This is a genomic window from Anabaena sphaerica FACHB-251, assembly GCF_014696825.1.
Taxonomy (GTDB): Bacteria; Cyanobacteriota; Cyanobacteriia; order Cyanobacteriales; family Nostocaceae; genus RDYJ01.
The window spans coordinates 217,398-243,943 of the sequence record NZ_JACJQU010000007.1; the positions used below are offsets into that span (position 1 = coordinate 217,398).

The window sequence follows — 26,546 nt, forward strand, 5'->3', positions numbered from 1 at the left end:
TTTTTTTACTATATTATTTATGAGTTTAGGCGCTTAATCTTGTTAAATCGAAACTATGATTCACAAATGTAAATACAGGCGAAATTATCCATCTAGCTTCCCAGTCATTAGATTGTTGTAACTACGATTAAATGCTATTTTTATATTTGAATGTTTTCTGTTTTTTGACTTAATATCTATTTCTCATATGGAATTTGACTTTAATAATTTAGACCCACTACTAGCAACTTTGACTGATATTTTTGCAAATGCTGGAGATACAAAAAAAGTTGCCATACTTGCAGAAGCAACTGCAAAAATTAAGCATATAGATTGTGACAACTGGAACGGTGGAACTGATGTTTATAATTTATATTTAACAATTCCCGCTTATCTATTTAGCCAAATTGCTGATGAGCAAGAGACCTTAGAGCAAGAAATTCAGGAAAATATATCCTATGTACTAAATCCATATATGGAAAATTGGTGCATTAAATGGGTTGTCATATCACCAATATTATCAAGTGATACTCAATGGAGAGAAAAAGCAAAAGCTTTTGTAGAAGGGCAAGGTATCAACAATCAAGGACGTGTACGTTCAGACAACATTGCAAGTAAATCCTGTGATGGATTATTATTTCGATCTCAACCAGAAATCTATTTGTATGAGGGGTTTAAGAGGCTTGGAGTTCCTTTTGCACCTCTTGCGGTATTTATTCGAGGGGGTCAAGATTATCGTCGTATTGAACCAGATTTTCTAATTATTAAAGATGGAATAACAATGATTGTTGAGGTTGATGGTGATACTGTTCATAGAGAATTACCCGCACAAGCTCATGATAGGTTAAATATGCTCACTCATGAGGGAGCTATTGTAGAACGGGTATTAGCAAGCGAATGTGACACGCCTGAAAAAGCAAAACAATGCGCTTCTTGATTAATAGAAATTCTTAAGAAGCGAAAAAAAAATATGTAATGACATATGATCGCATCCTCATTGCTGTCTTGGTAGATATGATCGCACTAAGGCTTAATTCCTCCCTTATTGACAGTGGGTGTAGAGATGTAACTAATTAATTTCCAAGTTTCCAATTATCGTAAATAATTTCTACTTCTTCGGTGTTGCTTCCCCAAATTTGATCACAAGTGCGATCGCTATACTCACCACTAAAATTAACGTCATACTCAAAGCTGAACCAAACCCCCAATTTTGAGTAGCACCAAGAAACTGGTTATAAACTAACCTAGCAGCAGTCATACTAGAAGCACCACCCAGTAATTCTGGATCAATAAAATCCCCCAAAGCGGTGATAAATACCAACAAAGAACCAGCAGCAATACCTGGAAAAACCTGTGGTACAGTCACCTTCCAAAAAGTTTGCACTGGATTTGCACCCAAATCAGCTGCGGCTTCCAGTAACTGCTGGTCTAGTTTTTCCAGAGAGGCATACAACACTAAAACCATATAAGGTAATAAACTGTAAGTCATGCCAATTAATACCGCTGGATTGCGGTGAAGCAATTCCAACGCTGGTAAACCTATGCTGGTGAGTATACTATTCAATAATCCCGTAGGACGGAGAATAGTAATCCAAGCATAAGAGCGCAGTAAAGAAGAAGTCCATAAAGGCAAGACAAAGCCTAATAACAGCAAATTGCGCCAGCGTTTTGGTGCTATTTGAGCAATCCAATAAGCCACAGGAAACCCTAAAAGTAAACAAATAATTGTTGTATTAATTGCCAAAAATAGGGAATTAAATATTACTCGTAAATAAAGCGGTTCCAGAATACGGATATAGTTGTCAACACCGTTAGGATTGACAATATCCCCTGGTCGGATATCCGTTACTAAACTCAATTGAAAAATGATTAATGTGGGCAGTAACAATAACAGTAATAACCAAATCCCAGATGGTGCCAGTAAGGACACAGGTGGCAACCATTTAAAAGGATAGTGATGCCATTGCGTTTTTTTGACAATATCGTCGGGGGATTCAATTAGGGAATTAGGACTTTGAATAGACACGACCAGATACCAATTTGTTTGATTTTAGATTTTGAATTATGAAAATAACACTAACTAATTTTAAGCTAGTAATTGAGTCCAGTATCGCTCATAAACTTCTTCAAATTCGCCTACTGGAGTGAGACGTTCACACTTGTCTAGAATTGCTTGTGGAGGAAATAAACTAGTATTATATTGAATTTCTTGTGGTAATTGTTCAAATCCGGCACGATTGGGAGTAGAAATATTCAGTCTTCTGCTGATTTCGGCGGCTACATCTGGTTGCATGAGGAAGTTAATCCAGCTATAAGCTCCAGGGATATTAGGGGCTGTTTTGGGAATGACAATAGTGTCTGTCCATAGAGAAGAACCACTGCGAGGAATCACATATTTAAACTTGGGGTTTTCCTTGGATATCTTAACTCCATCAGCAGAGTAACACATAGCTAATAATAAATCTCCTGCCAGCATTTGATTTTGCCAAGCATCGGTATCAAAAGCTGCGATCACAGGTTTTAAAGACCTCAATTTTTCATAAGCTGCTTTAATTTCAATCTCATTTTGTGAATTATAAGAATAACCTAGCATCTTTAATGTTGCACCCATCACCTCCCGCACATCATTGAGTAAGGTCATCCGCTTATAAAGTTTCTGCTGGTTTTGCCAAAGATACTCCCAATCTTCAGGTGGAGTTTCCAGTTTTTCAGAGTTGTAAACTAACCCTGTTGTTCCCCAATTAAAAGGCAGACTATAACGGTTATTAGGGTCATAAATAGGATTTTTAAATTGGGTAAATAAATTTTCTAACCCTATTAAACGTTCATGATTGATTTCTGCTAACAAATTTTTCTCTACCATCTTCTGCACCATATAATCAGATGGATAGATAATGCTATAAGTACCACCACCTCCAGCTTGTAATCTAGCCAGCATCACATCGTTGGAATCAAACGGATCTGCCAAAACTTTGATGCCAGTTTGGGTGGTAAAGGTAGATAGCAATTGTTGATCAGTATATTGACTCCATGTATATATATACAATTCATCACTTTTCCCAGAACTAGTAAAATGATTGGCGCTCACATTAGCTAATCTCCACCCACAACTACTTAAAGACAAGCTAGAAAGCAGCGCCATTTTTTTGATAAATTCTCTTCTCCTAGTCATTTTCTGTTAATTAACCCTTGATGTTTGACCAATAGCTAAACAGTCAGTTTCTGCCCACCAAATGTAGATGGGTGTATTTTGGTCGGGTAAGTTACCAAAGGTGTTGGGTTGTAAAACATTAACATTCACGCCGTTGGCTAATTCCACGACATAATTAACATGAGTACCCAAATACATGACATTAACTAGTCTGCCTTCAAAGCAGTTTGTTGGCAGATTGGGTTGATAAAGGGAAATCTGAATTTTTTCAGGACGCACACTTAAGACTACCGCTTGTAATAATTCAATGGGTGTATCTTCTGTACGAGCAGCAACAATTGACAGTCCAGTTTTAGTCAAAATCTGCACACACTCGGCATCAATGGTAGTGATTTCACCGCTGAATAAATTTGTATCACCAATAAAATCAGCGACAAAAGCGGTTTGAGGACGTTCGTAAATTGTGCTAGGAGTACCGATTTGTTCAATTTTGCCTTGATTCATCACCGCGATCCGATCAGATAAACTTAGTGCTTCCTCCTGATCGTGTGTAACCATGACAAAAGTTAATCCTAACTCTTTGTGAAGATTGCATAGCTCAACCTGCATTTCCTTCCGCAGTTTTAAATCTAATGCCCCCAAGGGTTCATCTAGGAGCAAGACTGTGGGACGATTAACTAAGGCCCTAGCTAAAGCCACCCGTTGCTGTTGACCACCAGAAAGCTGAGAAGGTAAGCGCGATCGCAAACTTTCCATTTTCACCAGCTTTAAAGCTTCCGTGACTCTGCTATTAAGTTCTGATTTGGATAATTTTTTTAACCGTAATCCAAAAGCAATGTTATCCCACACATTTAAGTGATTAAACAGAGCATAGCTTTGAAATACAGTATTTACAGGTCTCCTATAAGGAGGCACATCAGTCATCGACTGACCTTGAATTAGCAACTTGCCTGCATCAACCCGTTCAAACCCGGCAATTAACCGGAGTATAGTTGTCTTACCACAACCAGAAGGTCCTAAAATACTAAAGAACTCTCCCTGTCTAACATCCAAGTCCACGCCATGTACTGCCGGTTCTTGGCTGAAAAACTTGAATACGTTTCGCAGTTCAACATCAAGCGGCTGATAATTGCTTACACTCCTCTGATTCTGCATCACAGTTTGAGCCATAATTTTCAGTAGAATGCCTTGATATGATGAAACTTGGTTGAGCAATGTAGGCTATGAAATAGACTACAAATCACACTTTGATTTATTGTATCTGGCAAGAACACCCTTGTTAAAAATATATAGGAATCCGGTTTGATTACTGATAACTTGCGTGGCGTAGCCATAATTACTTGTGTAGGCCAGAGGCCAGAGGCCAGAGAATTAAGGAAGATTAAGGTATACCCAGCGGGAGCAAAAATCAAATAGGAGTCCTCTACTAGCCATTGTTTTAGACTCAATGCCGGATAGGAGTTAGAAACTATTGTTTACAGATAATATTAATTTCATGCAACCTTTTAATCTTATGGCTATATTACCATCACCACTTAGTAGTCAAAAAAATACGCGCACAGTTGGGCGTGGTTCTCAGTCGGTATTTTTAATACTATTCACTTTATTGATGACCTCTGGAATAGGCGCTCGTTTAGCTTATTTGCAAATTATTGAGGGTCCAAAACTCCGGCAACGGGCAGAGTCTAACCGAATTCGGATGATTCCCAAACAACCAGAAAGAGGCAACATTTTTGACCGTAATGGCAAACTGTTAGCGACTACTCGCTATCCGCGCTCTGTTCATTTGTGGCCAATGGCACATACTAAGCCCTCATGGTCAGTTGTGGGTCCGCGTCTGTCCCAAATCCTCGATATTCCTCAAGAGGAGATGGAAAAGAAACTGATAGAAGCAGGGGCCAATTCTTCTTCTCTCATTCGCATTGCTCGTGACTTAAATGATGCACAAGTTACAGCCTTGAAGGAATATGAGACGGAACTGACAGATGTAGAAATCAATACGGAAGCTGTGCGTCATTATCCTGATGGTAGGCAATTAGCGCATATACTCGGCTATACCCGCGAACTGACAGCAGAACAGCTAAAAAAACGGAAATCTGAAGGCTATCGTCTCGGTGATGTGATTGGCCAAATGGGTGTAGAAAAAGCCTATGAAAAAACCCTCCGGGGTGAATGGGGAGGTCAGCAAGTAGAAGTGGATGGTGCTGGTAGACCGCTGCGGGTATTGGGAGAGAAACAGGCGAAAGCTGGTAATGATTTACACTTGACAATCGATTTAGACATCCAAAAAGCAGCGGAAAAAGCTTTAGGTAAGCGCAATGGGGCAATTGTCGCACTCAACCCCAACAACGGTGAAGTCTTAGCAATGGTATCCCATCCTACCTATGACCCAAATATTTTTTCTAAACAAAAACTCTCTCAAAAAGACTGGGAAAGCGTCCAAGGTGCTGAACATCCTTTGGTGAATCGGGCTTTAAGTGCCTTTCCCCCAGCTAGTACGTTTAAAATTGTCACCACGACAGCGGGCATAGAATCGGGTAAGTTTTCTCCTAACGTAGTGCTACAAACCTATGGTTCTTTAACTATTGGTGGCACAAGATTTGGTGAATGGAATCATGCGGGATTTGGTCCCTTGGGTTTTGTTGGGGCTATGCAGTGGAGTAGTGATACTTTCTTTTATCAAATTGGTAAAGGTGTAGGGGGTCATAAATTGATTGAATGGACTCGCAAATATGGCTTTGGTGAAAAAACTGGTTTTGACTTTTCCACAGAAGAAGCAAAGGGTTTAGTTCCCGATGAAAACTGGAAACGCAAAGTTTGGAAAATGCCTTGGACTGTAGGCGACTCTATTAATATGTCCATTGGTCAAGGTGCTTTACAAACTACACCCCTACAAGTGGCTGTAATGTTCGCTGTACCGGCTAATGGTGGTTATCGAGTGCAGCCCCATTTAATTAAAGACAATGGAGACGCACAAAACTGGCGCGAATCTTTAAATATGAAGCCAATAACTATCAAAATTCTCCGTGAGGGATTGCGGAAGGTGGTGTCTGAAGGTACGGGTAAGGCTTTGAATAAACCAAATATTCCCCCAGTGGCTGGTAAGAGTGGTACAGCGGAAGCTTGGAAGGGTAGAGCAAAACAGAATCACGCTTGGTTTGGCGCTTATGCACCCGCTGATAAACCAGAAATTTTAATTGTGGCTTTTGCTGAACATTCCGGGGGTGGTGGCGGTAGTGTGGCTGCACCAATGATTTTAGAAATCATGGAAGAATATTTTGCCCGGAAGTATCCAGGGAAGTATAAAACAGGTGACAGGTGACAGAAGAAGCAGGGGGAGTAGGCGAGCAAGGGAGCAGGCGAGCAGGGGAGTAGGGGAGCAGGGGAGTAGGGGAGTAGGGGAGTAGGGGAGCAGGGGAGTAGGGGAGCAGGGGAGTAGGGGAGCAGGCGAGCAGGGGAGTAGGGGAGTAGGGGAGTAGGGGAGTAGGGGAGCAGGGAGCGGAGGAGAAAAATCCAATCCCCAATCACCAGTCCCCAGTCCCCAGTCCCCAATCACCAGTCCCCAATCACTGCACAGGTTTAATGTTTCTGGCTTTGTAGAAAGTTTCTAAGCTATTGCGATCGCCTACAAAACGCCAGTGCCAAGGTTCATAACTTACGCCTTGAGAATTATCCTTGGGAAAAGATAACTCAAAGCTAAAACGGGCAGCATTTGCTTGTAGCCACTGATAGGCTTTGGTATTCTCAAAAGTAGCTTGCAGGTTAGTAGCTGGTACTGCTCCATCTCCTATATCTACTGCATAGCCTGTATGATGCTCACTATGACCAGGAGGGGCGCTGAGGGCGGCTCTTTGGGCGGGGGTTTGATTACGTTGAGCGCCTACATTAAAAAATAACTGTTCTTGGTCTTTGACTGAACGAAAACCAGAAAGAGGCGCTAAAATTACACCTGCACTTCTGGCTGCTTGTGCCATAGCTTGAAACCTTTGGGCGGCTGCTTGTCGCATTCTGATCCGGCCATCGGCAGTAATTGGTAACAATTCTGATTCTGGTGCTTCAGGATATGCCAAATGCCCCAAAATTGCATCATTATTTGTAGTTGGGGTATTAGTTACTGTTGGTATAGAACTAACTGGTGTTGGTTGAGAATCAGCATTTTGTTTGGGTGCTGTAATAAAAAATAAAAAACCACTACCTACAGCCAGAAACATAAATCCTACTAATCCCCCAATGACCAAAACTAGCGGTTGCACGCGCAGTCTAGATCCAGTATCAGGAGTATCGCGTAAAGCAGCTGGAATATCATCACCAGGATCTGATGATGAGTTTTGCGGTTTTTCTGGAAACCCAGCCTTTTTCAAGTCTCTACTCCTGGTTGTTTACAATTTGGGATTTTAGATTTTAGATTTTGGATGGTGAAAAACTGACTAAATTTAGCTTTTCGCTTGCCATTGCTGCAAAACATTTTTATTGGTGTTATTCAAAATTTGAGCCTGGAAAAAAATTACCAAAATAGATATCATTTTATATCTCTTTTTTTAAGTAGAATCTTGATAAATCTCTTAGAACTATATATCAAATTGGTAGGATTAATCCTAGTAGGAGTAATTCTAGGACGCAAATTACCTGCTACATTTCCTACCCGTTTAGGTCAATTTCTATTTTGGATAGGAGTACCGATAAGTATTGTTGCTTTTTTAAGACAAACCGACTTATCAGGACAGATTTGGATTGCACCTGCGATCGCCTATTTAGCCATTTTACTAGGAGCATTTTTAGCTTGGATAGTGATCCAAGGTCAAGCCTATTTGACAAATTCTCTCCCCCAACCATCGACCCAAGGTAGTTTAATTCTAGCGTCAATGGTTGGTAATACAGGTTATCTGGGCTTTCCCATCACTTTAGCAATGGTCGGCAAGGAATACTTCGCCTGGGCTTTATTCTACGATTTATTGGGGTCACTTTTCGGGGCTTATGGTCTGGGGGTATTACTAGCAACCCGTTTTGGCAACGCAGGCCAAAATCATGGACAAATGGCTAAAGCTATTAAGGCTATATTAATCAATCCTGCCTTATGGAGTTTTGGGTTTGGGTTACTATTTCGCCAAGTGACAATTCCCCCGGTTATGGAATTTGGCTTAGATACATCAGCTTGGTGTGCTGTAGCTTTATCCTTGATTTTAATAGGTATGAGACTTTCACTGTTGAGTTCTTGGTACAAACTCAAACAAGCAGGAATCAGTTTGGTTATTAAAATGCTGTTAGTTCCGCTGATTTTAGGCAGCACATTATCATTTTTTGGTGTCACTGGTGAAGCTGCAAAGGTCATAGTCTTACAGATGGCCATGCCTCCAGCTTTTGCCACACTGGTATTAGCCGAAACCTTTGATTTAGACCGGGATTTGGCTGTGACGGCTTTAGCAATGGGGTCTATGGTATTGTTAGTAACTCTTCCGTTTTGGTTGTGGTTGTTTTAATTGGGAATCCGCCAATTGAAATTGCGGAAGAATTAAACGCAGATGTAGCTTGCTTCCCGCAGGGTACACAGATAAACGCAGATAATTTTGTACCTCATTATAGGAAAGGCTGTATAGTGCCAAAAAAAGAAAAACTTAAATAATTGGCTTCAAATTAATGTAAACAATTCATGAATTTTGGTAAGATAAACACAAGTATGGAAAAAAGTATTAAAGAATGACAGTCACTAATTCATCAAAGTAGAGGTAAATTATGACCGTAAACACAGATTTACAATCTTTATATGAACTAGATGAAAATTTATGGTTAGAAGAGACAATTATTTTACTAAAGGAAAAACGTTTTCAAGATTTAGACTTAAATAATCTAATTGAGGAGTTAGAAGCTTTGGGCAAAAGAGATAAAAATGCTGTTGCTAGTTTATTAGAACAAATAATTAGACATTTTTTATTATTACCCTATTGGACAGAAGAATATGAAATAAATGGTAATTATTGGCAAACAGAAATTATTGGTTTTCGTAACCAACTTGAGAGATTATTAACCAATAATTTACAAAATTATCTCCACAGTAAATTAGAAAAAATTTATAGAAGTGCTTTAAAATATGTGAAGCAAAAAACTAGATTTAAAATAGATTTTCCAGAAGATTGTCCTTATACTTTAGAACAACTTTTAGATGAAAATTATTTGTAAATCTAGAATCAATATAGAGACATTTACTAGAACATCTCTACAAGATTTATTGATAGCATATATAGGACTTACGCAAGATTGAACTCAAAACCTGATTCTTGCGTAGGGGTAATACCGCAACGGGCAAGCAAGCTACATGAATTACCCCTACTTCCGCTCTGTTTTGCGTAAGTCCTGATATATTAAAATCTGGTCTTATGATTATGTAACTGCTAAATTTTGCTTTTCTGCCAATTCTTTAGGGGTTGTATGTTCATAGATTTCAAAAGGTTGATGAATCCAGGGGTTATCGGGTAAATAATCAGTGTAGTAATCTGGGGCAATAACTGAACAGTCTTTATACCAAATTACAGCAGTACGGATTTCTTCAATGGGAAACTCGCTATGTTCTTTTAGCCAAGGGATAGTTTGTTGCAGAGTAATTCCCGAATCCACTAAATCATCGACTAAAAGAATTCGGGAACCTAACCTGTCGGTTGTCATCGTTAAGTGAGGGGAAACAATTAAACCACCCCTTTCTTGTTTACCTGCGCCACTGTATGATGAAGTAGCTAAAATTGCTAATGGTTGATTATATATCCGGGAGAGAATATCTCCTACACGCAGTCCCCCTCTGGCAAGACAGACAATTTGATTGAATTCCCAACCGGATTGATAAATCTTCACAGCTAATTGTTCAATTTTGTGGTGATAATCTGACCAAGAAACGTAAAGGTCTGACATAAAACTCAGGGAAGTATTTTTTAGTTAGCACTGAAAGCAAATCCAAACTATCTTAATATGAGCGTAAGTTATTATGAACGATGCTAATAGTGAAAAATTAGCCAGTGAAAAGTTAGATTTGAAAACGAAACTGGCTTATGGGGCTGGAGATTTAGGCCCGGCAATTACTTCTAATATTGCTATATTTTTTCTGCTGGTGTTCTTTACTAATGTCGCTGGTATTCCAGCGGGGTTAGCTGGTAGTATTTTGATGATTGGTAAAATTTGGGATGCTGTCAATGATCCAGTTGTGGGGTTATTGACTGACAAAACTAAATCTCGTCGCTGGGGTCGTCGTTTACCTTGGTTGTTATATGGTGCAATTCCTTTTGGTATTTTCTTTTTCTTGCAATGGATTGTACCACAATTTAGCCCAGAGCAAAGTAGTAATATTTGGCCATTGTTCTGGTATTACGTCGTAATTGGTGTCATATCTCAAGCGTTTTTTACTGTGGTCAATTTGCCTTATACGGCAATGACACCGGAATTATCTCAAGATTATGATGAACGGACTAGCCTGAATAGCTTTCGCTTTACTTTTTCCATTGGTGGCAGTATTTTATCATTGATTTTAGCGCAAATTGTTTTTTCTGTGATTGATAATCCTCAACAACAGTATCTAGTTTTAGCCGCAATTTGTACTGTGATTTCGACTTTATCTTTATATTGGTGCGTTTATGGAACACGCGATCGCATTATGGCTTTTGAAGCTAAACGTATCCAATTGGAAGAAACAGCAGAAATTCCTTTTATTGAACAGATCAAAATTGCCTTCAGTAATCGACCTTTTTTGTTTGTTATTGCTATCTATCTTTTTTCTTGGTTAGGGGTACAAATTACCGCCAGCATCATTCCCTATTTTGTTATTTACTGTATGGGGATGAAAAACTCAGAAGTTCCCACAGTTTTGATTGCGGTGCAAGCAACGGCTTTATTAATGTTATTTGTCTGGAGTAATTTAAGTAGAAGGTTTGGTAAAAAACTTGTTTATTTTCTGGGAATGAGTTTATGGATAATCGCTGCTGCGGGACTATTTTTCTTAAAGTCTAATCAAATTGGTTTAATGTATGTGATGGCTGTAATGGCTGGTTGTGGTGTTTCTACAGCTTATTTAATTCCTTGGTCAATGATTCCTGATGTGATTGAATTAGATGAATTACAAACCGGACAAAGACGGGAAGGAGTTTTTTATGGGTTCATGGTGTTATTGCAAAAGTTTGGTTTAGCTTTTGGGCTATTTATAGTAGGTAATGCTTTACAAGCATCGGGTTTTAAAGAAACTGTAGTTGGACAAAGTACATTACCTATACAACCTGAATCAGCGTTGTTAGCTATTAGAATTGCTGTAGGTCCAATACCCACAATTTGTTTAATTATTGGTTTGATTTTGACTTTTTTCTATCCCATTACCCGCGAGATGCACGCGGAAATTATGTTGAAGTTGCAGGAAAGACGGGAGAATAATTCTTAGGTTTTTTCTCCCAATTTTTGTTTGATGCGTGGATATAAATTGAACCTGAAACTTGTTGGACTTTTCATTGAATTTCCCGATCTTTTTGGTTTTGATTTGGGCGTTCTTTCACGCAAATAGGTATTAGCAATTTCTTCTAGTAAATCATCAACACTATCTAATGAACCTGGTTCGGTGATTTGAATGCTATTTATCCATTCTTGTGCTATTTTCAAGATTATTTCTTGATAGGAAACTTCATTTAGCTTGTCTTCTGAAAAATAGATATCCTTCTTTAACGTTATTCTCCATGAGACGAGCAAAATTTTTGAGAAATTTAATATCTTCCATGCCAAAAATTTGCACTCTTAGCCAATTCTTCAGGAAGCGTACACGAATATTTTGATTAAGTAACTTGGCACAATTAAATATAAAACCTCTCTCCAAACCTCTCCCCTACCAGGGGAGAGGCTTTTACTCCCCCTTCCCTAGTAGGGAAGGGGGCTGGGGGGTTAGGTTTATATTATATTTTTTAACGCCCACTTACTTATCAAAAGCAATAACACCAATATTGATCCGTTGATCTGCGATTGGATCAGGAACATACTGAATTACACTATATTTGCTTGCCATAGAACTTAGTTATACATTTGCTAAAGATATTCCCACAATTCGTACTGGCGTTTGATCAAGACGGTATCAGTATTTAAAACACTCAATCCCAAAATGAGGCATACAATCTAGATAATCCTGCCAAAATTCTTGACTAAATTCCTTGATACCTTCAGGAGAAACTAGCATTTTTTGCCAACGTATATCTTTAAAACCAACTTTTTCCAATACCTTTTTATATGTATCTTTGCTGAGATAATAGTTATCAAAACTAAATTGTTTATCCGCAACAGAAAATATCAGCTTTATAGCTGTTCCTGGTTGCAGTGGTTCAGTAATAGTTTTAATAAATCCATATTTTTCAGTTTTGAGGTAGGAAATAGGAGATTGTTCACTATTATTATTTAATGTCACAAAACGCCCTCCTGGTTTGAGATTTGTAAATATGGTTTGACACATTTTTTGTAATTGTTCTTCAGTTTGGGCATAATTAAGTAAATAAGAAGCAACAACTAGATCAAAATCGCCAATTTTACCTAGTTCCATCACATTACCGACAATATATTGAATATCAAGTTGATTTTTAGCTTCTTCCTGTCTTGCCAGTTCCAGCATTTTCTCGGAAATATCAACTCCTACAACTAAAGATGCACCCTTTTGTTTAAATTGTCTAGTATATAATCCTTCTCCACAAGCTAAATCAAGAATTGACTTCCCTGTGATATCACCAAGCATATTAAAATATGTATATCTTTCAATATGCAGACGGATCGGCAACTCTTTGGCTTTTTTATATTCTTGGGCTATGCTGTCGTAATGTTCTGCCATTTTTTTACCTACTGCTACATTTATAGTTAAATAACTAAATAAAATTCACACATCTATTATTGGAAATATCCCACAACAGAAACACCCCAACCAATTAAACCACCACCTAATACCAACCATGCTGCATTGATGCGATAGCGAATGGCTAAAACTGCGGAAATCAAGAAAATAACTAAACCAAAAAAATCCACATAAAGCGTTTTTGTTAAAGTTAAAGTCGTGATTCCTAATTGCAATGTAGTCACTACCATTAAAGCTACAGCACTGACATTCACTGCATCTAAAAAAGCCCTTGTCCAAGATGAGGCACGTAAGCGAGGAATGAGAGGATTTAAAATAGCCACGAATAAAAATGAAGGGAGGAAAATTCCCACCGTTGCCACAATTGCACCAGGTATATCAGCAATGATATAACCTATAAAGGTAGCTGTGGACAGCACTGGTCCAGGAGTAAATTGACCGATAGCAACAGCATCTAATAACTGCTGTTGTGTTAACCAACCATATTCATTTACTAACCCACCTTGTAAAAATGCAATTAGTAAATAACCACCACCAAATAACACACTACCAACTTTGAGAAAAAATAAACCTAATTTCCATAAAGGTACAACAGGAGTTATAGTTATTACTGGCAAAGTTGTAGAAATAGTTAAAGCGGTAATAATTAAATTAATTTGATTACTATTACGTAACCAAATCATTCCTAATATTCCCCCCAACAACAAAGCAATAACTTCATTAATATTACCAAACCAAGTTATTAACCCAACTGCTACAGCAATTATAAGTAATTGTCTGGTTTTTACTGCTTTTTTTCCTAAACTCCAAAGGGCATTCAAAATAATAGCTAAAACCGCAGGTTTAATCCCATAAAGTAAAGGCGAAAATTGGGGTAAAGTTCCATAATTCACATAAATCCAAGCCAAGATACCTGTAATTAAAACCGCAGGTAAGATAAAACAAACACCCGCAACAATCAGACCTAGCCATCCTGCATAAATGTATCCTACATGAATGGCCATCTCTGTAGAATTGGGACCAGGAATTAAATTAGTCGCACCCAACAAATCCAAAAAATGCTCTTGTGTTAACCACTGACGACGCTTGACTACCTCATCTTCTATCATGGCAATATGGGCAACTGGTCCCCCAAAACCAATCACACCCAGTTTAAAAAAGAGTTTAGCAACTTCACCCAAACGATTTAAAGGTAAGTTATTCATATTATTTATCAATCTATAGGACTCCTATTTGATTTTTGATAGCTTGCGTGGCGTAGCCATACAAACTCAGTACACCTTATATTCCTTCTTTTCTGTTCCCTGTTAAGAGTTCCCTGTTCCCTACCTCTACGAGTAAATTCAGGAATCAAACCGGATTCCTATATTTACACTGGTTACAATATAAAATACAAACTAGAGATTAAAAATAGGTTTTGAAATTGCTAAAAGTAGTCAAGTATACAAAATCGATTGATTTAGTGTAGTATAATAGGATATCTGATCAAAAATTCAGTGACTCTTTCAGCAGTAACACTTAGTATAATTTGCAGAATTGACTGTTACATAAATAGTTAACAGTCAATTTACTCAAAAACTAATTACTGATTAAGGTGCAGGATTAGGGTAGTATTGTCAACTGCATCTATTTCAGCCAAAATATCTTTATTGAGAACAACATTTACACTTTCCAAGTTTTCTTTTAGTTGTTCCATTGTAGTAAGTAAGTGGGCGTTAAAAATTGTCGTTATGACAAGGGAACAGGGAACAGGGAACAGGGAACGGGGAAGAGGGTTTTGGTGAATTTACTTTTTGTTACATACTTCGGTTTTTCCCCGCCGACTTACTTAGCACCGATAATTGTACTAGCTACAAACCAACGACTTCGCACAAATGCTAAAGCTAATTGTGCAGGTTTTATTTGATAATGTTGGGCAATTTCTACATAAGCTGTAACTGCTTGTGTGACATTGGATTTTAAATAAAGCTGACCAAAGTTGGCAAATAAAGCAACTCTTGATTTTTCAGGAACACCATGCAGATATTTACCAGATAAAAAAACCAAATCCCAAAGGAATATGAGCTAGTAAACTTTAATTTACTTTCACCTAGTTGATTGTATTGCATATCCTGATATTATTAGTTGATTATGTTTATGTTATACCAAATTGATATGAAGTTGCAGAGAATAAGATATCAAGAATAATTGACCGCAGATAAACGCAGATAAACACAGATAAAGATGGATGATTCAATTGATGTCATCATTCTGTGCAGCCTCACATAAAATTGGTATTATACCAATTTTCTAGAATTTTACTATCAATTAGTTTTAGTTATAGTAGCTTCTCTCACAGCTACAGCAGTATCTGTAAAGTCACTAAATACTCCATCGATACCTAACTTAAAAAACAGTTTATATTCCTCTTGGGGGTTGTCTTGAAAATCTAAAGGTAAGAAGTAATTTTCGTTGCGGAATGTCCAAGCATGAACTTGTAAACCAGCTTGATGAGCATCTCTAATTAAAGATGTTGATGATAGTAATTTACCTGTACTATCTCTGGGTATTATTAAGTTTTTATTGACTCCTATTACTTGTGCATATTCAGCAATTTCTTTTAAACCAGCTGGCTTGATTATGTCTTGATATGTGCGAGGTTCCCCAGTGATGACAAAATCATAAGGTTGACCTGAATCATTGATTAATTGTACTAAAGGAAAATCTGTTTTTTTGGCTAGTTCTTGCAGGTTACTAACTTCAAAGGATTGAATAAATACAGGCAAATTAGTTTGTTGTAAAATTGCCAATAGAGTTGTCTCTAATGGCAAACCAATTGACTTAAAGTATGTTGGATGTTTGGTCTCTGGGTAAATACCAATAACACGACCATTTTTTAAACTTTGATTCTGGACTAAATCAATGATTTCTTGTAGTGTAGGAATTGTTAAACATCCATTATATGCAGTATTTTGGAGACGTAGTTGGGGAATACGTTCTTTAGCTGTTAATGTTTTTAATTCTGCTAATGTGAAATCTTCGGTAAACCAACCTTTTTTAATTTCACCATCAATTATTTTCGTAGTTTGCAAATGAGCAAATTCAGGATGATTAGCAACCTCCGTAGTTTCTGATATTTCATTTTCATGACGCGCAATTAAAATACCATCTTTGGTAATAACTAAATCTGGTTCAATATAATCAGCACCTAAATCAATCGCTAATTGATATGCGGACAAAGTATGTTCGGGTCGGTATCCGCTTGCACCTCTATGAGCAAGAATAAGTGGGAGTTTAACTGATAATATATTTGCCATTTCTTTAGAGATTCTTTAGAAACTGTTAGTGAAGTAAATATAAAATAAATATAATTATTTATAACTTGTTTACAAAAAAAAATTAAGGTTTGTAATATTTTCGATTTGCTTTCAGTTTGCTATTACAAAATTATACACAATTTCTTAGTTATTAATTTGGTAAACGATGACTGATGATGTGGTTGCAGCATAGTGCAGGTAAATGAAGTACAAAAAAGAGTGAAAAAGCCTTAAGGATTTTCCTGCTATAAGTATGTTTAATTTTATTAAGTAACTTGGCACAATTAAATATAAAACCTCTCTCCAAACCTCTCCCCTACCAGGAGAGAGGCTTTGACTCCCCCTTCCCTAGCAGGGAAGGGGGTTGGGGGGTTAGGTTTATATTATATTTTTTAACGCCCACTTACTTAACATAAATTAATATAAGATATTATTGCTAAATAAACCTAGATATTACTAATTAAATAATCCAAGAAAAATTTACAAAATTTACGCTAAATTTAGTTCTATTATCTACAAAGTACCTATAGAATGATAATTAGTAAACTCTTGTACCTTTAAATTCTATAATCACGACAGACAATATGCTCCCTTTCATATTTTCTCCACCAAAAATGTGTAGATTAAATATGAAAGAGATTTTTTATAAAGTTTTTATAGAGTTTAGAAATATAAAGAAATAATAATTTACCAAAGGATAACCAATGATTAATGTACAAATAACTAATTCACTCTAATTATAAAGATATTAGCTTTCTAGTTTTGACTGATTCAGTTCAAATTTAAATATATAAATCTATGAGTACCCACACGGCTACCGCAACGGATATCGAAAGAAGCCAGGTATTTGATGAATTTAGAAAATGTATGCAAATACAATATAATGGCAAGTTAACGGTTGTCAGTCCAAAAGGACATAACTGGAGCTTCTATTATCGGTTAGGACAGATAGTTTGGGCAACGGACGGAACTCACCCCTATCGCCGTTTGCGTAGGTATGTAACTCAAAATTGTCCCCAGATTGATCCGAATAAAATACAGTTAAGTCCTCCTGAATCAATATCAATAGACTATGCGGATTATTGTTGGTTAAAAACTTTATATAAAAACCAACAAATCAAACGAGAACAGATTAACGAAATTGTAGTCCATACCATAGTAGAAATGCTATTTGATTTAGCCCAAAATGTAAATCTGTTCTCTTTGAATTGGGAACTAGACCAGAAAGTTATTTTGGAAGCGCCAATTATGTCTACTTCTGCAATTATGTCTATAGAACATATGGAAAAACGGTGGAATCATGTCTCAGAAGCTTGGTTAGCTAGTGTTTATCCTCACTTAAAACCAATATTTTACAAGTTAGATCATTCGTCGGAAATCTATCTCATTGGGCGTTTTCTGATTAAGATTTTTGATTAAAAAACTTACTTACAGCAGATTGCAAATCAATGAGGCTTCCGTGAGCGTCAGCCGATAGCTTGCGTGGCGTAGCCATACGGTACAGAATCTAAATTCAAACCTCCCTTTACAAACCCAGACTAAAAATAGTCGCGTGGAAAGCTTCAATTAACGCTTCCTTGTCCTTCGTTCATGGGGGTTTCTTCCATGAACGCGTTGGTTTTTTAACACCAACTGACTGAAACCTCTAGCAAAAATTTATCTGGATCAGGATTTCCGTGAATTGGTATCAGCGATGGGATTCTCAATAGAAATGATGTTTTGGCATCTTTATAAATATTTTTTATACAAGTTTTATCAAAACTATTATACGTATCGTTACTAAGTAAGTTTAGGTTTTAGTATTGAAGAATACATATTTTTAGTTTAATCCAGTCCTAACCTATGTACAGATATTTGATAAACCTTTGACCAATAAGGCGGAATTACCAAGTATCACACAAATCTAAATTAAATCTTATACATATGCCTTTTTGATGTTTACTATGATATTGTATAAAATATGTGACCATCAAATAGGCAGTTACTGAATTTCTTTACATCTTTCACGTAACCCTGATGTTCGGAAACCGGATAAATCTATCGATTTTGCAGTCAACCTATCAATTACAAAGATTATGAATATTTCTGAAAAGCAGGAATCGATGAAACTAATTGAACAGTTTCAAATTTGTACGCAACTTAGGTACAACGGCAGACTAGATATTAAAAATTCTCAGGGTAAAGTCTGGAGCTTATATTACCAATTTGGACAGCTAGTTTGGGCAACAGGAGGAACGCATCCTTATCGTCGTTGGATGAGAAATATAAATCAGAATTTTCCTGGTATAGATATTAATAAAGTAAAGAATGACTCAACAGTTAAATCGATAGATTTCTGGGATTATCTCCTATTGTTCGAGTTATATAAGAATAATGTCATCCAGTCTGAGCAGCTGAAAAAAATTGTGGTCAATACGATCAAAGAAATTTTGTTTGATATTTATCAACAAGGAAAATCTTCAACTTTCACATTTGAACGCAAACCAGAAATAGTCTTAGATATCACAATCCTTTCCACAAGCACCAGGATGCTACTTAAACAAACGCAAGAGGAATGGAATAACTGGATAATAGCAGGAATGTCCAGCATTTCTCCCCATTTGTCACCAGTAGTAATAAGACCTGAACATCTGCGTCAAGCAGTTAGTGCGGTGGTATACAAAAATTTTGAGAGGTTAATGAATGGTAACTACACTCTGTGTGATTTAGCTATAAAAATGAACCAGAATGTTTTAGCCCTTACTCGTTCATTGGTGCCATACATTCGCCAGGGAATTATGGAACTGAGAGAAGTCCCTGATTTACCTTTACTATTTAATAGTTTGACACACAATGATGCTGGTAAATTAAAAAGTAAGAGCAAAGTACCTCTAGTAGCTTGTGTTGATGATAGCCTCCATTTTTGCAAATTGTTAGAGCAGATTATTACCTCTAATGGTATGAGGTTTACTAGTATTCAAGATCCTGTGCAAGCTCTACCAAATCTAATTCAAAAAAAACCTGACTTAATTTTTTTGGATTTGATTATGCCAACTGTTAATGGACATGAACTCTGCGCTCAATTACGATGTAGTTCTATTTTTGCAAAGACACCAATTGTGATCTTGACAGGAAGTGATGGCGTTTTTGATCAAGCAAGGTCTAAGGTTTATGGTGCAACAGATTTTATTAATAAATCTGTGGCTTCGGATAAGGTTTTAGTGACAATAAATAAGCATTTAGGAATGACCTTACCTGCTGAGATGCCCGTGCTTGTTGGTTAAGGAATAAAGGGGAAGGGGAAATAAAAAACCTTTACCATTTCCAGGCTCACAACCTAATGCAGTATTGGTTGAGATTCTATCTAATTTTGTTTTTTGCCATTAACATAGTGGTCTGAACAACAAATTAGCTGAAGTCTCAGAATTGATGCTACTCAGCAATCAAATTTTCTTAGTATATGGTGTATCTACCTATTTTTCGCAAACATTTATTTAAATAATTCGTAATAGTGCCTCTGATTACCGTTAGAGATATGTAATAATGTATGTAATCAAATACATAAATGTAGTTAGGATGCGTATAATACCGTATTAAAACCCCATCTGAACAGTCACTAAACATTCGCACAAGCGTCTTATTCGCAGAAAAAGAGGGTAAATTTCTCCAGTACATAATTCCTAATCCTGTAAATGTGGGAAAATTGCCCATAAGGTACTGTTTATTATTTTCAATGAATAGGGATAATTATTAATGCTTTGATAGATATTTTGCTATAAGTCTTATGGTGCAAACTCAGCCTGAAGCCAAGCGTGTAGAAGAATTGCGGCGGTTATTACAACAAGCCAGCTATGCTTACTATGTTCTAGATGCACCAATAATGGAAGATACAGTTTATGACAGACTGTATCGAGAATTACAAGAATTAGAAACGAACTATCCAGAATTAATCACTCCTGATAGTCCAACTCAGCGCATAGGTGAGCGACCTGCGACTCATTTTACCTCTGTACGGCATAATATACCCCTCTATAGTTTGGAAAATGCTTTTAATATTGAGGAGTTGCAAACATGGGAACAGCGTTGGCGGCGACACTTGCCGTCTCAGTATTCTGCCGGTGAAGTTGAATATGTAGCGGAATTGAAAATTGATGGTGCTGCTTTGGCACTGACTTACCAAAATGGTATTCTGGTGAGAGGTGCGACTAGAGGGGATGGGGTGATGGGTGAAGACATTACCCAAAATGTGCGGACTATTCGCTCAATTCCCTTACGTTTGAATTTTGACGGGTTAGAAAATATTGAAAAGGTGGAAGTACGGGGAGAGGTATTTTTACCTTTGGAGGTGTTTAAACAAATTAATGAGAAAAGGCAAAAAGCAGGTGAGCAGTTATTTGCTAATCCTCGTAATGCTGTAGCTGGTACACTTAGACAATTAGATTCCCGCATTGTTGCACAGCGTCAGTTAGATTTTTTTGCTTATACGCTGCATATTACGGGGATGGATGACTCTAGTATTGCCAATACCCAATGGGAAGCTTTGGAATTGTTGCAAAGGCTGGGTTTTCGCGTTGATACGAACCATAAACTCTGTCATTCTCTCAATGAAGTGGCAGAATATTACCAATATTGGGATACTGAACGGCTAAATTCACCCTATATGACGGATGGGGTGGTGGTAAAATTAAATGCTTTTAAGCTGCAAGAACAACTGGGGTTTACACAGAAGTTTCCCCGGTGGGCGATCGCTCTTAAATATGCAGCCGAGGAAGCCCCTACCCGTGTAGAAAATATTACTGTAAATGTGGGCAGAACCGGAGCTTTAACACCGTTGGCGGAAATGCGCCCAGTACAATTAGCAGGAACTACTGTTTCTCGTGCTACTTTACATAACAGCGATCGCATTACTCAATTAGATATCCGCATCGGTGATACTGTCATTGTTCGCAAAGCTGGGGAAATTATCCCGGAAGTGGTACGAGTAATTAAAGAACTCCGTCCCGCACATACTCAACCTTTTATTATGCCTACCCATTGTCCCGTATGTGGTCAACAGGTGGTGCGGGAGTCAGGGGAAGCGGTGACAAGATGTGTAAACGCTTCCTGTGCTGCTATTCTCAAAGGAGAGATTGAACATTGGGTGAGTCGTGATGCTTTAGATATTAAAGGTATGGGTGAGAAACTGGTGCATCAACTAGTAGATAAAGAGTTGGTGCATTCTGTTGGCGATTTATACGACTTGACAGAAGACAAGTTATGTGGATTGGAAAGGATGGGTAAGAAGTCAGCACAAAAGTTAGTCAGTGCGATCGCTCAATCCAAAAATCAACCTTGGTCTAGGGTATTATATGGTTTAGGCATTCGTCACGTAGGTAGCGTCAACGCCCAATTATTAACCGAGAAATTTACCACAGTTGAACAGTTGACAGCCGCTAGACAATCAGATATTGAAGGTGTTTATGGTATCGGTGCAGAAATTGCTCAATCAGTTTCTCAATGGTTTCTCACCCCTGCCAATCAAACTTTGATTTCTCGTCTTCAAGCAATAGGTTTGCAATTAGCCAACACCGAAGCACCGAAAGCAGCAGGTGAAACAAATCCCAATTTTGCTGGTAAAACCTTTGTGGTAACAGGTACTTTACCCACCTTAAAACGGGATGAAGCAAAAGCATTAATTCAAAAAGCTGGTGGTAAAGTCACTGATTCTATTAGTAAAAAAACTGATTTTTTGGTTGTAGGTGCAGATGCAGGATCTAAATTAGAAAAAGCCCAATCTTTAGGAATTACACAGTTAAATGAAGCACAATTGTTAGAGATGTTGGAAAATTAAAAATGAAATCTGAATTTCAATACACCACACTCTCTCACCCAGAAGATATTAAACAACTAGGATCTATCCTCAACCAGTCTTTTATCACTTCACCTAGTGACGAGGAATTATACATCAATTGTATTGGCGCAGAAAACTTCCGCATTATCCATCACAATCAATATATTGCTGGTGGACTGGCAACTTTAAACATGGGACAATGGTGGGGAGGAAAGCGTGTACCGATGACAGGAATAGCCTCAGTTGGTATTGCTCCAGAATATCGTGGAGATGGTGCAGCTTTAGCTTTAATGCAACATACCATCCAAGAACTTTATGCTCAAGAAGTACCTATTTCCGTCCTCTATCCAGCTACACAAACCCTATACCGAAAAGTTGGATTTGAGCAAGGGGGTAGTTATTGCATTTGGGAAATTCTCACTGATAGTATTCAGGTGTGGGAACAACCTTTACCTGTGCAACCTGTAATGTTGACTGATCATCAAATATTTCATGATTTATATCAGCAACAAGCACAATTAATTCCCGGATATTTAGACAGAAATTCAGCACTTTGGCAACTACTCACTCAATCAAATGATCAGCAAAAAGTTTATGCTTATTTTATTGGTTCTCAACAACAACCCCAAGGCTACATCATCTTTAACCAAGAACGAACAGAAGATGGCGCAATATTAAAAGTAATAGATTGGGTAGTTCTCACAGATGCTGCTGCACAAACTTTCTGGTCTTTTTTGTTCAAGCATCGCTCCCAAATTAAAAAAGTGCAATGGAAAAGTAGTGTAATTGATTCCTTAAAATTGCTGTTACCAGAACCAATTGCCAAAATATCACTTCAGAAACTTTGGATGCTGAGGGTGATAAATTTATTTAAGGCTTTGGAAATGCGGGGTTATCCAGCGGGAATTCAAGCTGAACTGCACTTAGACATTAAAGATGATTTGCTACCTGCAAATAACGGTAAATTTATTCTGTCTGTCGTCAATGGATGTGGTAAAGTGACCAAGGGTGGAAAGGGTGAGCTACAGTTAGATATTAGAGGACTAGCACCACTGTACACAGGTTTATTTTCCCCTCATCAGTTGCAGCAATTAGGAAAACTGGATGCTACAGAATCAGCACTTTCAGCTGCTACGCAAATATTTACCAGTGTTTCCCCTGGGATGGCTAATTTCTTTTGAGACTTACCCGGAACTAAGAGTCAACAGCACGAAGTAATTATCTATTCTTGATACTTGACTTGTGTATAAACATGATTCAACCACCTATAACTACATCATGCATCAAACTTCGGGTCGCTGGCGTTTAGGACTAGGTTTATCGTTACTAACGGTGTTTTTATGGGGAATTTTACCAATAGCCTTAAAGGTAACGCTACAAGCCCTAGATGTCTACACCATCATTTGGTTTCGCTTTTTGATGTCGTTTGTATTGCTGGGAATTTATTTATTTGTACAGAAAAAATTACCAACTCTAGAACAATTACGTTCTAGTTCTGGAAAATTATTAGCAATAGCGACAATATTTTTGGGAGGAAATTATTTTCTCTTCATGCAAGGTTTAGCATTAACCACAGCTGCTAACGCAGAAGTGCTAATTCAGTTAGCTACTGTTTTATTGGGTTTTGGTGGTTTAGTTATTTTTAAAGAACGTTATACATTATGGCAATGGCTTGGTGTTAGTCTCTTAACGTTAGGTTTTCTGTTGTTTTTTAAATCTCAAATCACAAATTTAATAACAGCACAGGGACAATATCTTTTAGGAAGTGGATTAATTTTATTAGGTGCTGTTTCATGGGCTATTTATGCCTTGGCACAAAAGCAGCTATTACAATCTTTATCATCCTATCATATTATGCTGATAATTTATGGTGGATGTGCTTTATTATTTACTCCCTTTGCCAAAATAAATACAATTTTTAATCTGGATATTTTGCCTTTATCAATGCTGCTATTTTGTGGTTTAAATACTTTAATTGCCTATGGTGCTTTCGCTGAATCATTAGAACATTGGGAAGCTTCCAGAGTTAGTGCAGTCGTAACTTTAGCTCCCATTATCACTTTAATAGCCGTTTGGTTGGTTGCAGACATTTTTCCTAATCTCATTCCCCCGGAACACATTACCTTAATAGGAATTATTGGCGCTTTGTTAGTTGTTTCTGGTTCTGCGGCGATCGCTTTAGGCAAATCTGAAAAATAGAATTTACAGCAGCAGTCAGCTTTAAATTTGATTTAATTTCAGTTAAATAGTTCTTCCTTATCAAGGATAAGCATATCATCTTATGAAGTCCAAGTCAATACTATAATTTCTTAATTTTGGCAAAAAATATTAACAATTTTGTAAATTTATTTGATATTTAAAGCTACATAATAAACACTGAGGTAAAGGCTTATTTTATTGACTAAAATCTTAGCAGAATATATAGCTCCTATATAAGTCAATAGAGCCACATCGATTCAGGTGGCTATTGCTATTTCCTTCTTGAAAGTTGATTTTTTATTCCAGAGAAAAAAAGTTCAAAACTATCCAGAAGACTGAGGCAAACAAGAGTATATAAATTAATCAACAGGGTGTCTGAATAACTACCAAATTTAACGCCTCGCTAAACAACATCACTGAAACATTGGAGCGATGAATAGTTTGTTTGGTAATTGGTCTAGCAGACTGAGAAGAAATTCTCTATTGCTGGTACTGTCAATTTTGCTGCCAACATTTGGAATTAGTAATTCTGTCATGGCAGCAGAAAAAATATACGCTTCTTATTCTATACTAGAAATTCCCATTCCTGTGATTAGTTTAGAAACCTATACTAAAACAGGAAGAATTGATGATGAGTTGGCAGTTTATCAGCAATATATTTCATCTCAACAACTGCAAGAATTACGCCAAATTTTACTCAGGTCTATAAAAATTAGTCCCGCAGTTGCGTCACAATTTCTGCACACACAGCAGGGAGAATTTCTATTGCGACGTTTGGCTAAATTAATTACAACTAAATTTTCTCAAACTGAATCAGAATTTGATGATTTACGGACTGCAATAATTTCAGCATCTGGAGAACCAGAAGGCTTAACATTATTAAATTTATTACGGAAGTATCCCAGCAGTATTATTCGTCTTAACTTAGCTGATAGTCTAGAAATAGCTGGGGAACTGGAGAAATTAATTAGTGAAACCAATCAAGCGATCGCTGTAATTCAACAACAATCAAAAATAGAAGCTGCTACTATCCCCAACTCCAATTTATCCTTCCTAGCAGATTTACAAAATCAAGGTATTTTTACATCTAAAAAATCTACGCTGGAATTTTTTGATGTCGCTCGAAATCGGCATTTATTAACGGATATTTATCTTCCTAATATTCAGTCTAGCACACCAGTAATTGTCATTTCTCATGGCTTAGGTTTAGACAGCAGTAACTTTCGTTATTTAGCCAAACACTTAGCATCCCATGGGTTAGCTGTTGTCGTTCCTAATCATCCTCATGGATCTCTAATTAATAGTAATAATAAAAAATTAGAAGAAGCAAATGAATTTATCAATAGACCTTTAGATATAAAATATATATTAGATCAACTAGAAAAAGCTAACAGGTCTGATCCAGAATTTAAAGGTAGATTAAATCTACAACGAGTGGGAGTAGTTGGCCAGTCTTTTGGTGGTTATACTGCGTTAGCTTTAGCAGGGGCAAAAATTAATTTTGAACAGCTACAAAAAGACTGTAAAACAGATGCGCTACGAAATACCTGGAATATGTCTTTATTCCTGCAATGTCGCGCTTTAGAATTGACAACTAAATCTCAACAACAAAATAATTTTAATTTGCGGGATGAGAGAGTAAAAGCAGCGATCGCTGTTAATCCTATCACCAGTTCTATATTCGGTAAAGTTGGTTTAAATCAAATTCAAACTCCGGTCATGTTTATCGGTAGCAGTGAAGATACAGTCGCACCAGCTTTATATGAACAAATCTTACCTTTTTCTTGGTTAACTAATCCCCACAAATATCTTGTTATGCTTGTTGGTGGAACTCATTTTTCTAGCATTGGTAATAGTAACCCCGGAAGTCAACAAGTAGCATTACCCGCAGACATGGTTGGTGATGCTTCCCAAGCGCGTGCTTACATCAATTCTTTAAGTTTGCCTTTTTTCCAAACTTATGTATCTCAAAAGCCCCAATATCTTCCCTACCTGAACGCTGGTTACGCTCAAACTATTTCTACTCAGTCTTTGGGTTTGAGTCTCGTTCAATCTCTCAACAGTCCACAGTTAGCACCAGTATTAGGTAATAATCATCAAGAAGCTATCCCCGGAAAAAAAAACTCTCTTTAACTATAGTCAGATGGGGATTTTGGATATTAGATATTGCTGTTACCTTGCTTCATCACATGATTTTTGGGTGATGTTTTTTTTGCAATATTTTGTATCAGTTAGGACTTACGCAAGTGTCACATCAAATATCTC

Annotated in this window: 20 protein-coding genes and 2 pseudogenes; 11 read left to right on the plus strand and 11 right to left on the minus strand. The window is 37.3% G+C overall.

What is annotated here, in order from left to right:
- Positions 1 to 187 precede the first annotated feature (187 nt).
- Positions 188 to 916 carry a hypothetical protein gene (locus H6G06_RS14595; RefSeq protein ID WP_190561303.1) on the plus strand — a complete coding sequence of 243 codons (729 nt, stop codon included), beginning with the start codon at positions 188 to 190 and terminating at the stop codon, positions 914 to 916.
- A gap of 171 nt (positions 917 to 1,087) precedes the next feature.
- Here the strand turns inward: H6G06_RS14595 and H6G06_RS14600 are convergent, their stop codons facing one another.
- The 3 genes from H6G06_RS14600 to H6G06_RS14610 are packed head-to-tail and all read right to left on the minus strand — an operon-like array spanning position 1,088 to position 4,300.
- Complete coding sequence (locus H6G06_RS14600) at positions 1,088 to 2,005, minus strand: ABC transporter permease (protein WP_190561305.1); 918 nt, start codon at positions 2,003 to 2,005, stop codon at positions 1,088 to 1,090.
- A 60-nt stretch (positions 2,006 to 2,065) separates the two neighbouring features.
- A complete protein-coding gene (locus H6G06_RS14605) occupies positions 2,066 to 3,151 on the minus strand; it encodes a polyamine ABC transporter substrate-binding protein (RefSeq protein WP_190561307.1) in 1,086 nt (361 codons plus the stop codon).
- Between the two features lie 6 nt (positions 3,152 to 3,157).
- A complete protein-coding gene (locus H6G06_RS14610; protein WP_190561309.1) occupies positions 3,158 to 4,300 on the minus strand; it encodes an ABC transporter ATP-binding protein in 1,143 nt (380 codons plus the stop codon).
- Between the two features lie 343 nt (positions 4,301 to 4,643).
- Between H6G06_RS14610 and mrdA the strand changes: the two genes are divergently transcribed.
- Positions 4,644 to 6,452 carry a penicillin-binding protein 2 gene (gene mrdA / locus H6G06_RS14615; RefSeq protein ID WP_190561311.1) on the plus strand — a complete coding sequence of 603 codons (1,809 nt, stop codon included), beginning with the start codon at positions 4,644 to 4,646 and terminating at the stop codon, positions 6,450 to 6,452.
- A gap of 244 nt (positions 6,453 to 6,696) precedes the next feature.
- On the opposite strand, the gene H6G06_RS14620 is transcribed toward mrdA, so the two are convergent.
- The gene (locus H6G06_RS14620) at positions 6,697 to 7,491 is read right to left on the minus strand and encodes a M15 family metallopeptidase (protein ID WP_190561313.1); all 795 of its coding nucleotides are present in this window, start codon (positions 7,489 to 7,491) and stop codon (positions 6,697 to 6,699) included.
- 189 nt (positions 7,492 to 7,680) lie between these two features.
- On the opposite strand from H6G06_RS14620, the gene H6G06_RS14625 reads away from it, so the two are divergent.
- Entirely contained in the window at positions 7,681 to 8,607 is a 927-nt protein-coding gene (locus H6G06_RS14625; protein WP_190561315.1) for an AEC family transporter, read from the plus strand.
- A gap of 253 nt (positions 8,608 to 8,860) precedes the next feature.
- The gene (locus H6G06_RS14630) at positions 8,861 to 9,304 is read left to right on the plus strand and encodes a DUF29 domain-containing protein (RefSeq protein WP_190561317.1); all 444 of its coding nucleotides are present in this window, start codon (positions 8,861 to 8,863) and stop codon (positions 9,302 to 9,304) included.
- Between the two features lie 201 nt (positions 9,305 to 9,505).
- Here H6G06_RS14630 and H6G06_RS14635 read toward each other — a convergent pair whose 3' ends face one another.
- A complete protein-coding gene (locus tag H6G06_RS14635) occupies positions 9,506 to 10,027 on the minus strand; it encodes a phosphoribosyltransferase (RefSeq protein WP_190561319.1) in 522 nt (173 codons plus the stop codon).
- Positions 10,028 to 10,100: 73 nt separating this feature from the next.
- On the opposite strand from H6G06_RS14635, the gene H6G06_RS14640 reads away from it, so the two are divergent.
- Entirely contained in the window at positions 10,101 to 11,537 is a 1,437-nt protein-coding gene (locus tag H6G06_RS14640) for an MFS transporter (RefSeq protein WP_190561321.1), read from the plus strand.
- Here the strand turns inward: H6G06_RS14640 and H6G06_RS14645 are convergent.
- From H6G06_RS14645 to H6G06_RS14675, 6 genes and pseudogenes are all read right to left on the minus strand, one after another.
- Positions 11,534 to 11,872 carry a hypothetical protein gene (locus tag H6G06_RS14645; RefSeq protein ID WP_190561322.1) on the minus strand — a complete coding sequence of 113 codons (339 nt, stop codon included), beginning with the start codon at positions 11,870 to 11,872 and terminating at the stop codon, positions 11,534 to 11,536. The two genes, H6G06_RS14640 and H6G06_RS14645, sit on opposite strands and share 4 nt — an antisense overlap.
- 343 nt (positions 11,873 to 12,215) lie before the next feature.
- Complete coding sequence (locus H6G06_RS14655; RefSeq protein ID WP_190561326.1) at positions 12,216 to 12,956, minus strand: class I SAM-dependent methyltransferase; 741 nt, start codon at positions 12,954 to 12,956, stop codon at positions 12,216 to 12,218.
- A gap of 56 nt (positions 12,957 to 13,012) precedes the next feature.
- A complete protein-coding gene (gene chrA, locus H6G06_RS14660) occupies positions 13,013 to 14,182 on the minus strand; it encodes a chromate efflux transporter (RefSeq protein WP_190561328.1) in 1,170 nt (389 codons plus the stop codon).
- Between the two features lie 384 nt (positions 14,183 to 14,566).
- Positions 14,567 to 14,679: pseudogene (gene tas, locus H6G06_RS27430) on the minus strand (NADP(H)-dependent aldo-keto reductase); the annotation flags it as partial.
- Positions 14,680 to 14,807: 128 nt separating this feature from the next.
- Positions 14,808 to 15,048: pseudogene (locus H6G06_RS14670) on the minus strand (aldo/keto reductase); the annotation flags it as partial.
- A 232-nt stretch (positions 15,049 to 15,280) separates the two neighbouring features.
- The gene (locus H6G06_RS14675; protein WP_190561330.1) at positions 15,281 to 16,273 is read right to left on the minus strand and encodes a glycerophosphodiester phosphodiesterase; all 993 of its coding nucleotides are present in this window, start codon (positions 16,271 to 16,273) and stop codon (positions 15,281 to 15,283) included.
- A gap of 798 nt (positions 16,274 to 17,071) precedes the next feature.
- Here H6G06_RS14675 and H6G06_RS14680 point away from each other — a divergent pair.
- The 6 genes from H6G06_RS14680 to H6G06_RS14705 all read left to right on the plus strand — a co-directional run bounded on the left by H6G06_RS14680 (position 17,072) and on the right by H6G06_RS14705 (position 26,414).
- Complete coding sequence (locus tag H6G06_RS14680) at positions 17,072 to 17,692, plus strand: hypothetical protein (RefSeq protein ID WP_190561332.1); 621 nt, start codon at positions 17,072 to 17,074, stop codon at positions 17,690 to 17,692.
- 656 nt (positions 17,693 to 18,348) lie between these two features.
- Positions 18,349 to 19,536 (plus strand): response regulator, encoded by a 1,188-nt coding sequence (locus H6G06_RS14685; protein WP_190561334.1) that lies wholly within the window; start codon positions 18,349 to 18,351, stop codon positions 19,534 to 19,536.
- A gap of 500 nt (positions 19,537 to 20,036) precedes the next feature.
- Positions 20,037 to 22,082, plus strand: a complete 2,046-nt coding sequence (gene ligA / locus H6G06_RS14690) for an NAD-dependent DNA ligase LigA (RefSeq protein WP_190561336.1) — start codon at positions 20,037 to 20,039, stop codon at positions 22,080 to 22,082.
- Positions 22,083 to 22,084: 2 nt separating this feature from the next.
- Positions 22,085 to 23,263: a GNAT family N-acetyltransferase gene (locus H6G06_RS14695; protein ID WP_190561338.1), complete on the plus strand. Its 1,179-nt coding sequence runs from the start codon at positions 22,085 to 22,087 to the stop codon at positions 23,261 to 23,263.
- Between the two features lie 97 nt (positions 23,264 to 23,360).
- A complete protein-coding gene (locus H6G06_RS14700) occupies positions 23,361 to 24,281 on the plus strand; it encodes a DMT family transporter (protein ID WP_190561340.1) in 921 nt (306 codons plus the stop codon).
- Positions 24,282 to 24,713: 432 nt separating this feature from the next.
- Positions 24,714 to 26,414 carry an alpha/beta hydrolase gene (locus H6G06_RS14705; protein WP_190561342.1) on the plus strand — a complete coding sequence of 567 codons (1,701 nt, stop codon included), beginning with the start codon at positions 24,714 to 24,716 and terminating at the stop codon, positions 26,412 to 26,414.
- Positions 26,415 to 26,546: the final 132 nt, after the last annotated feature.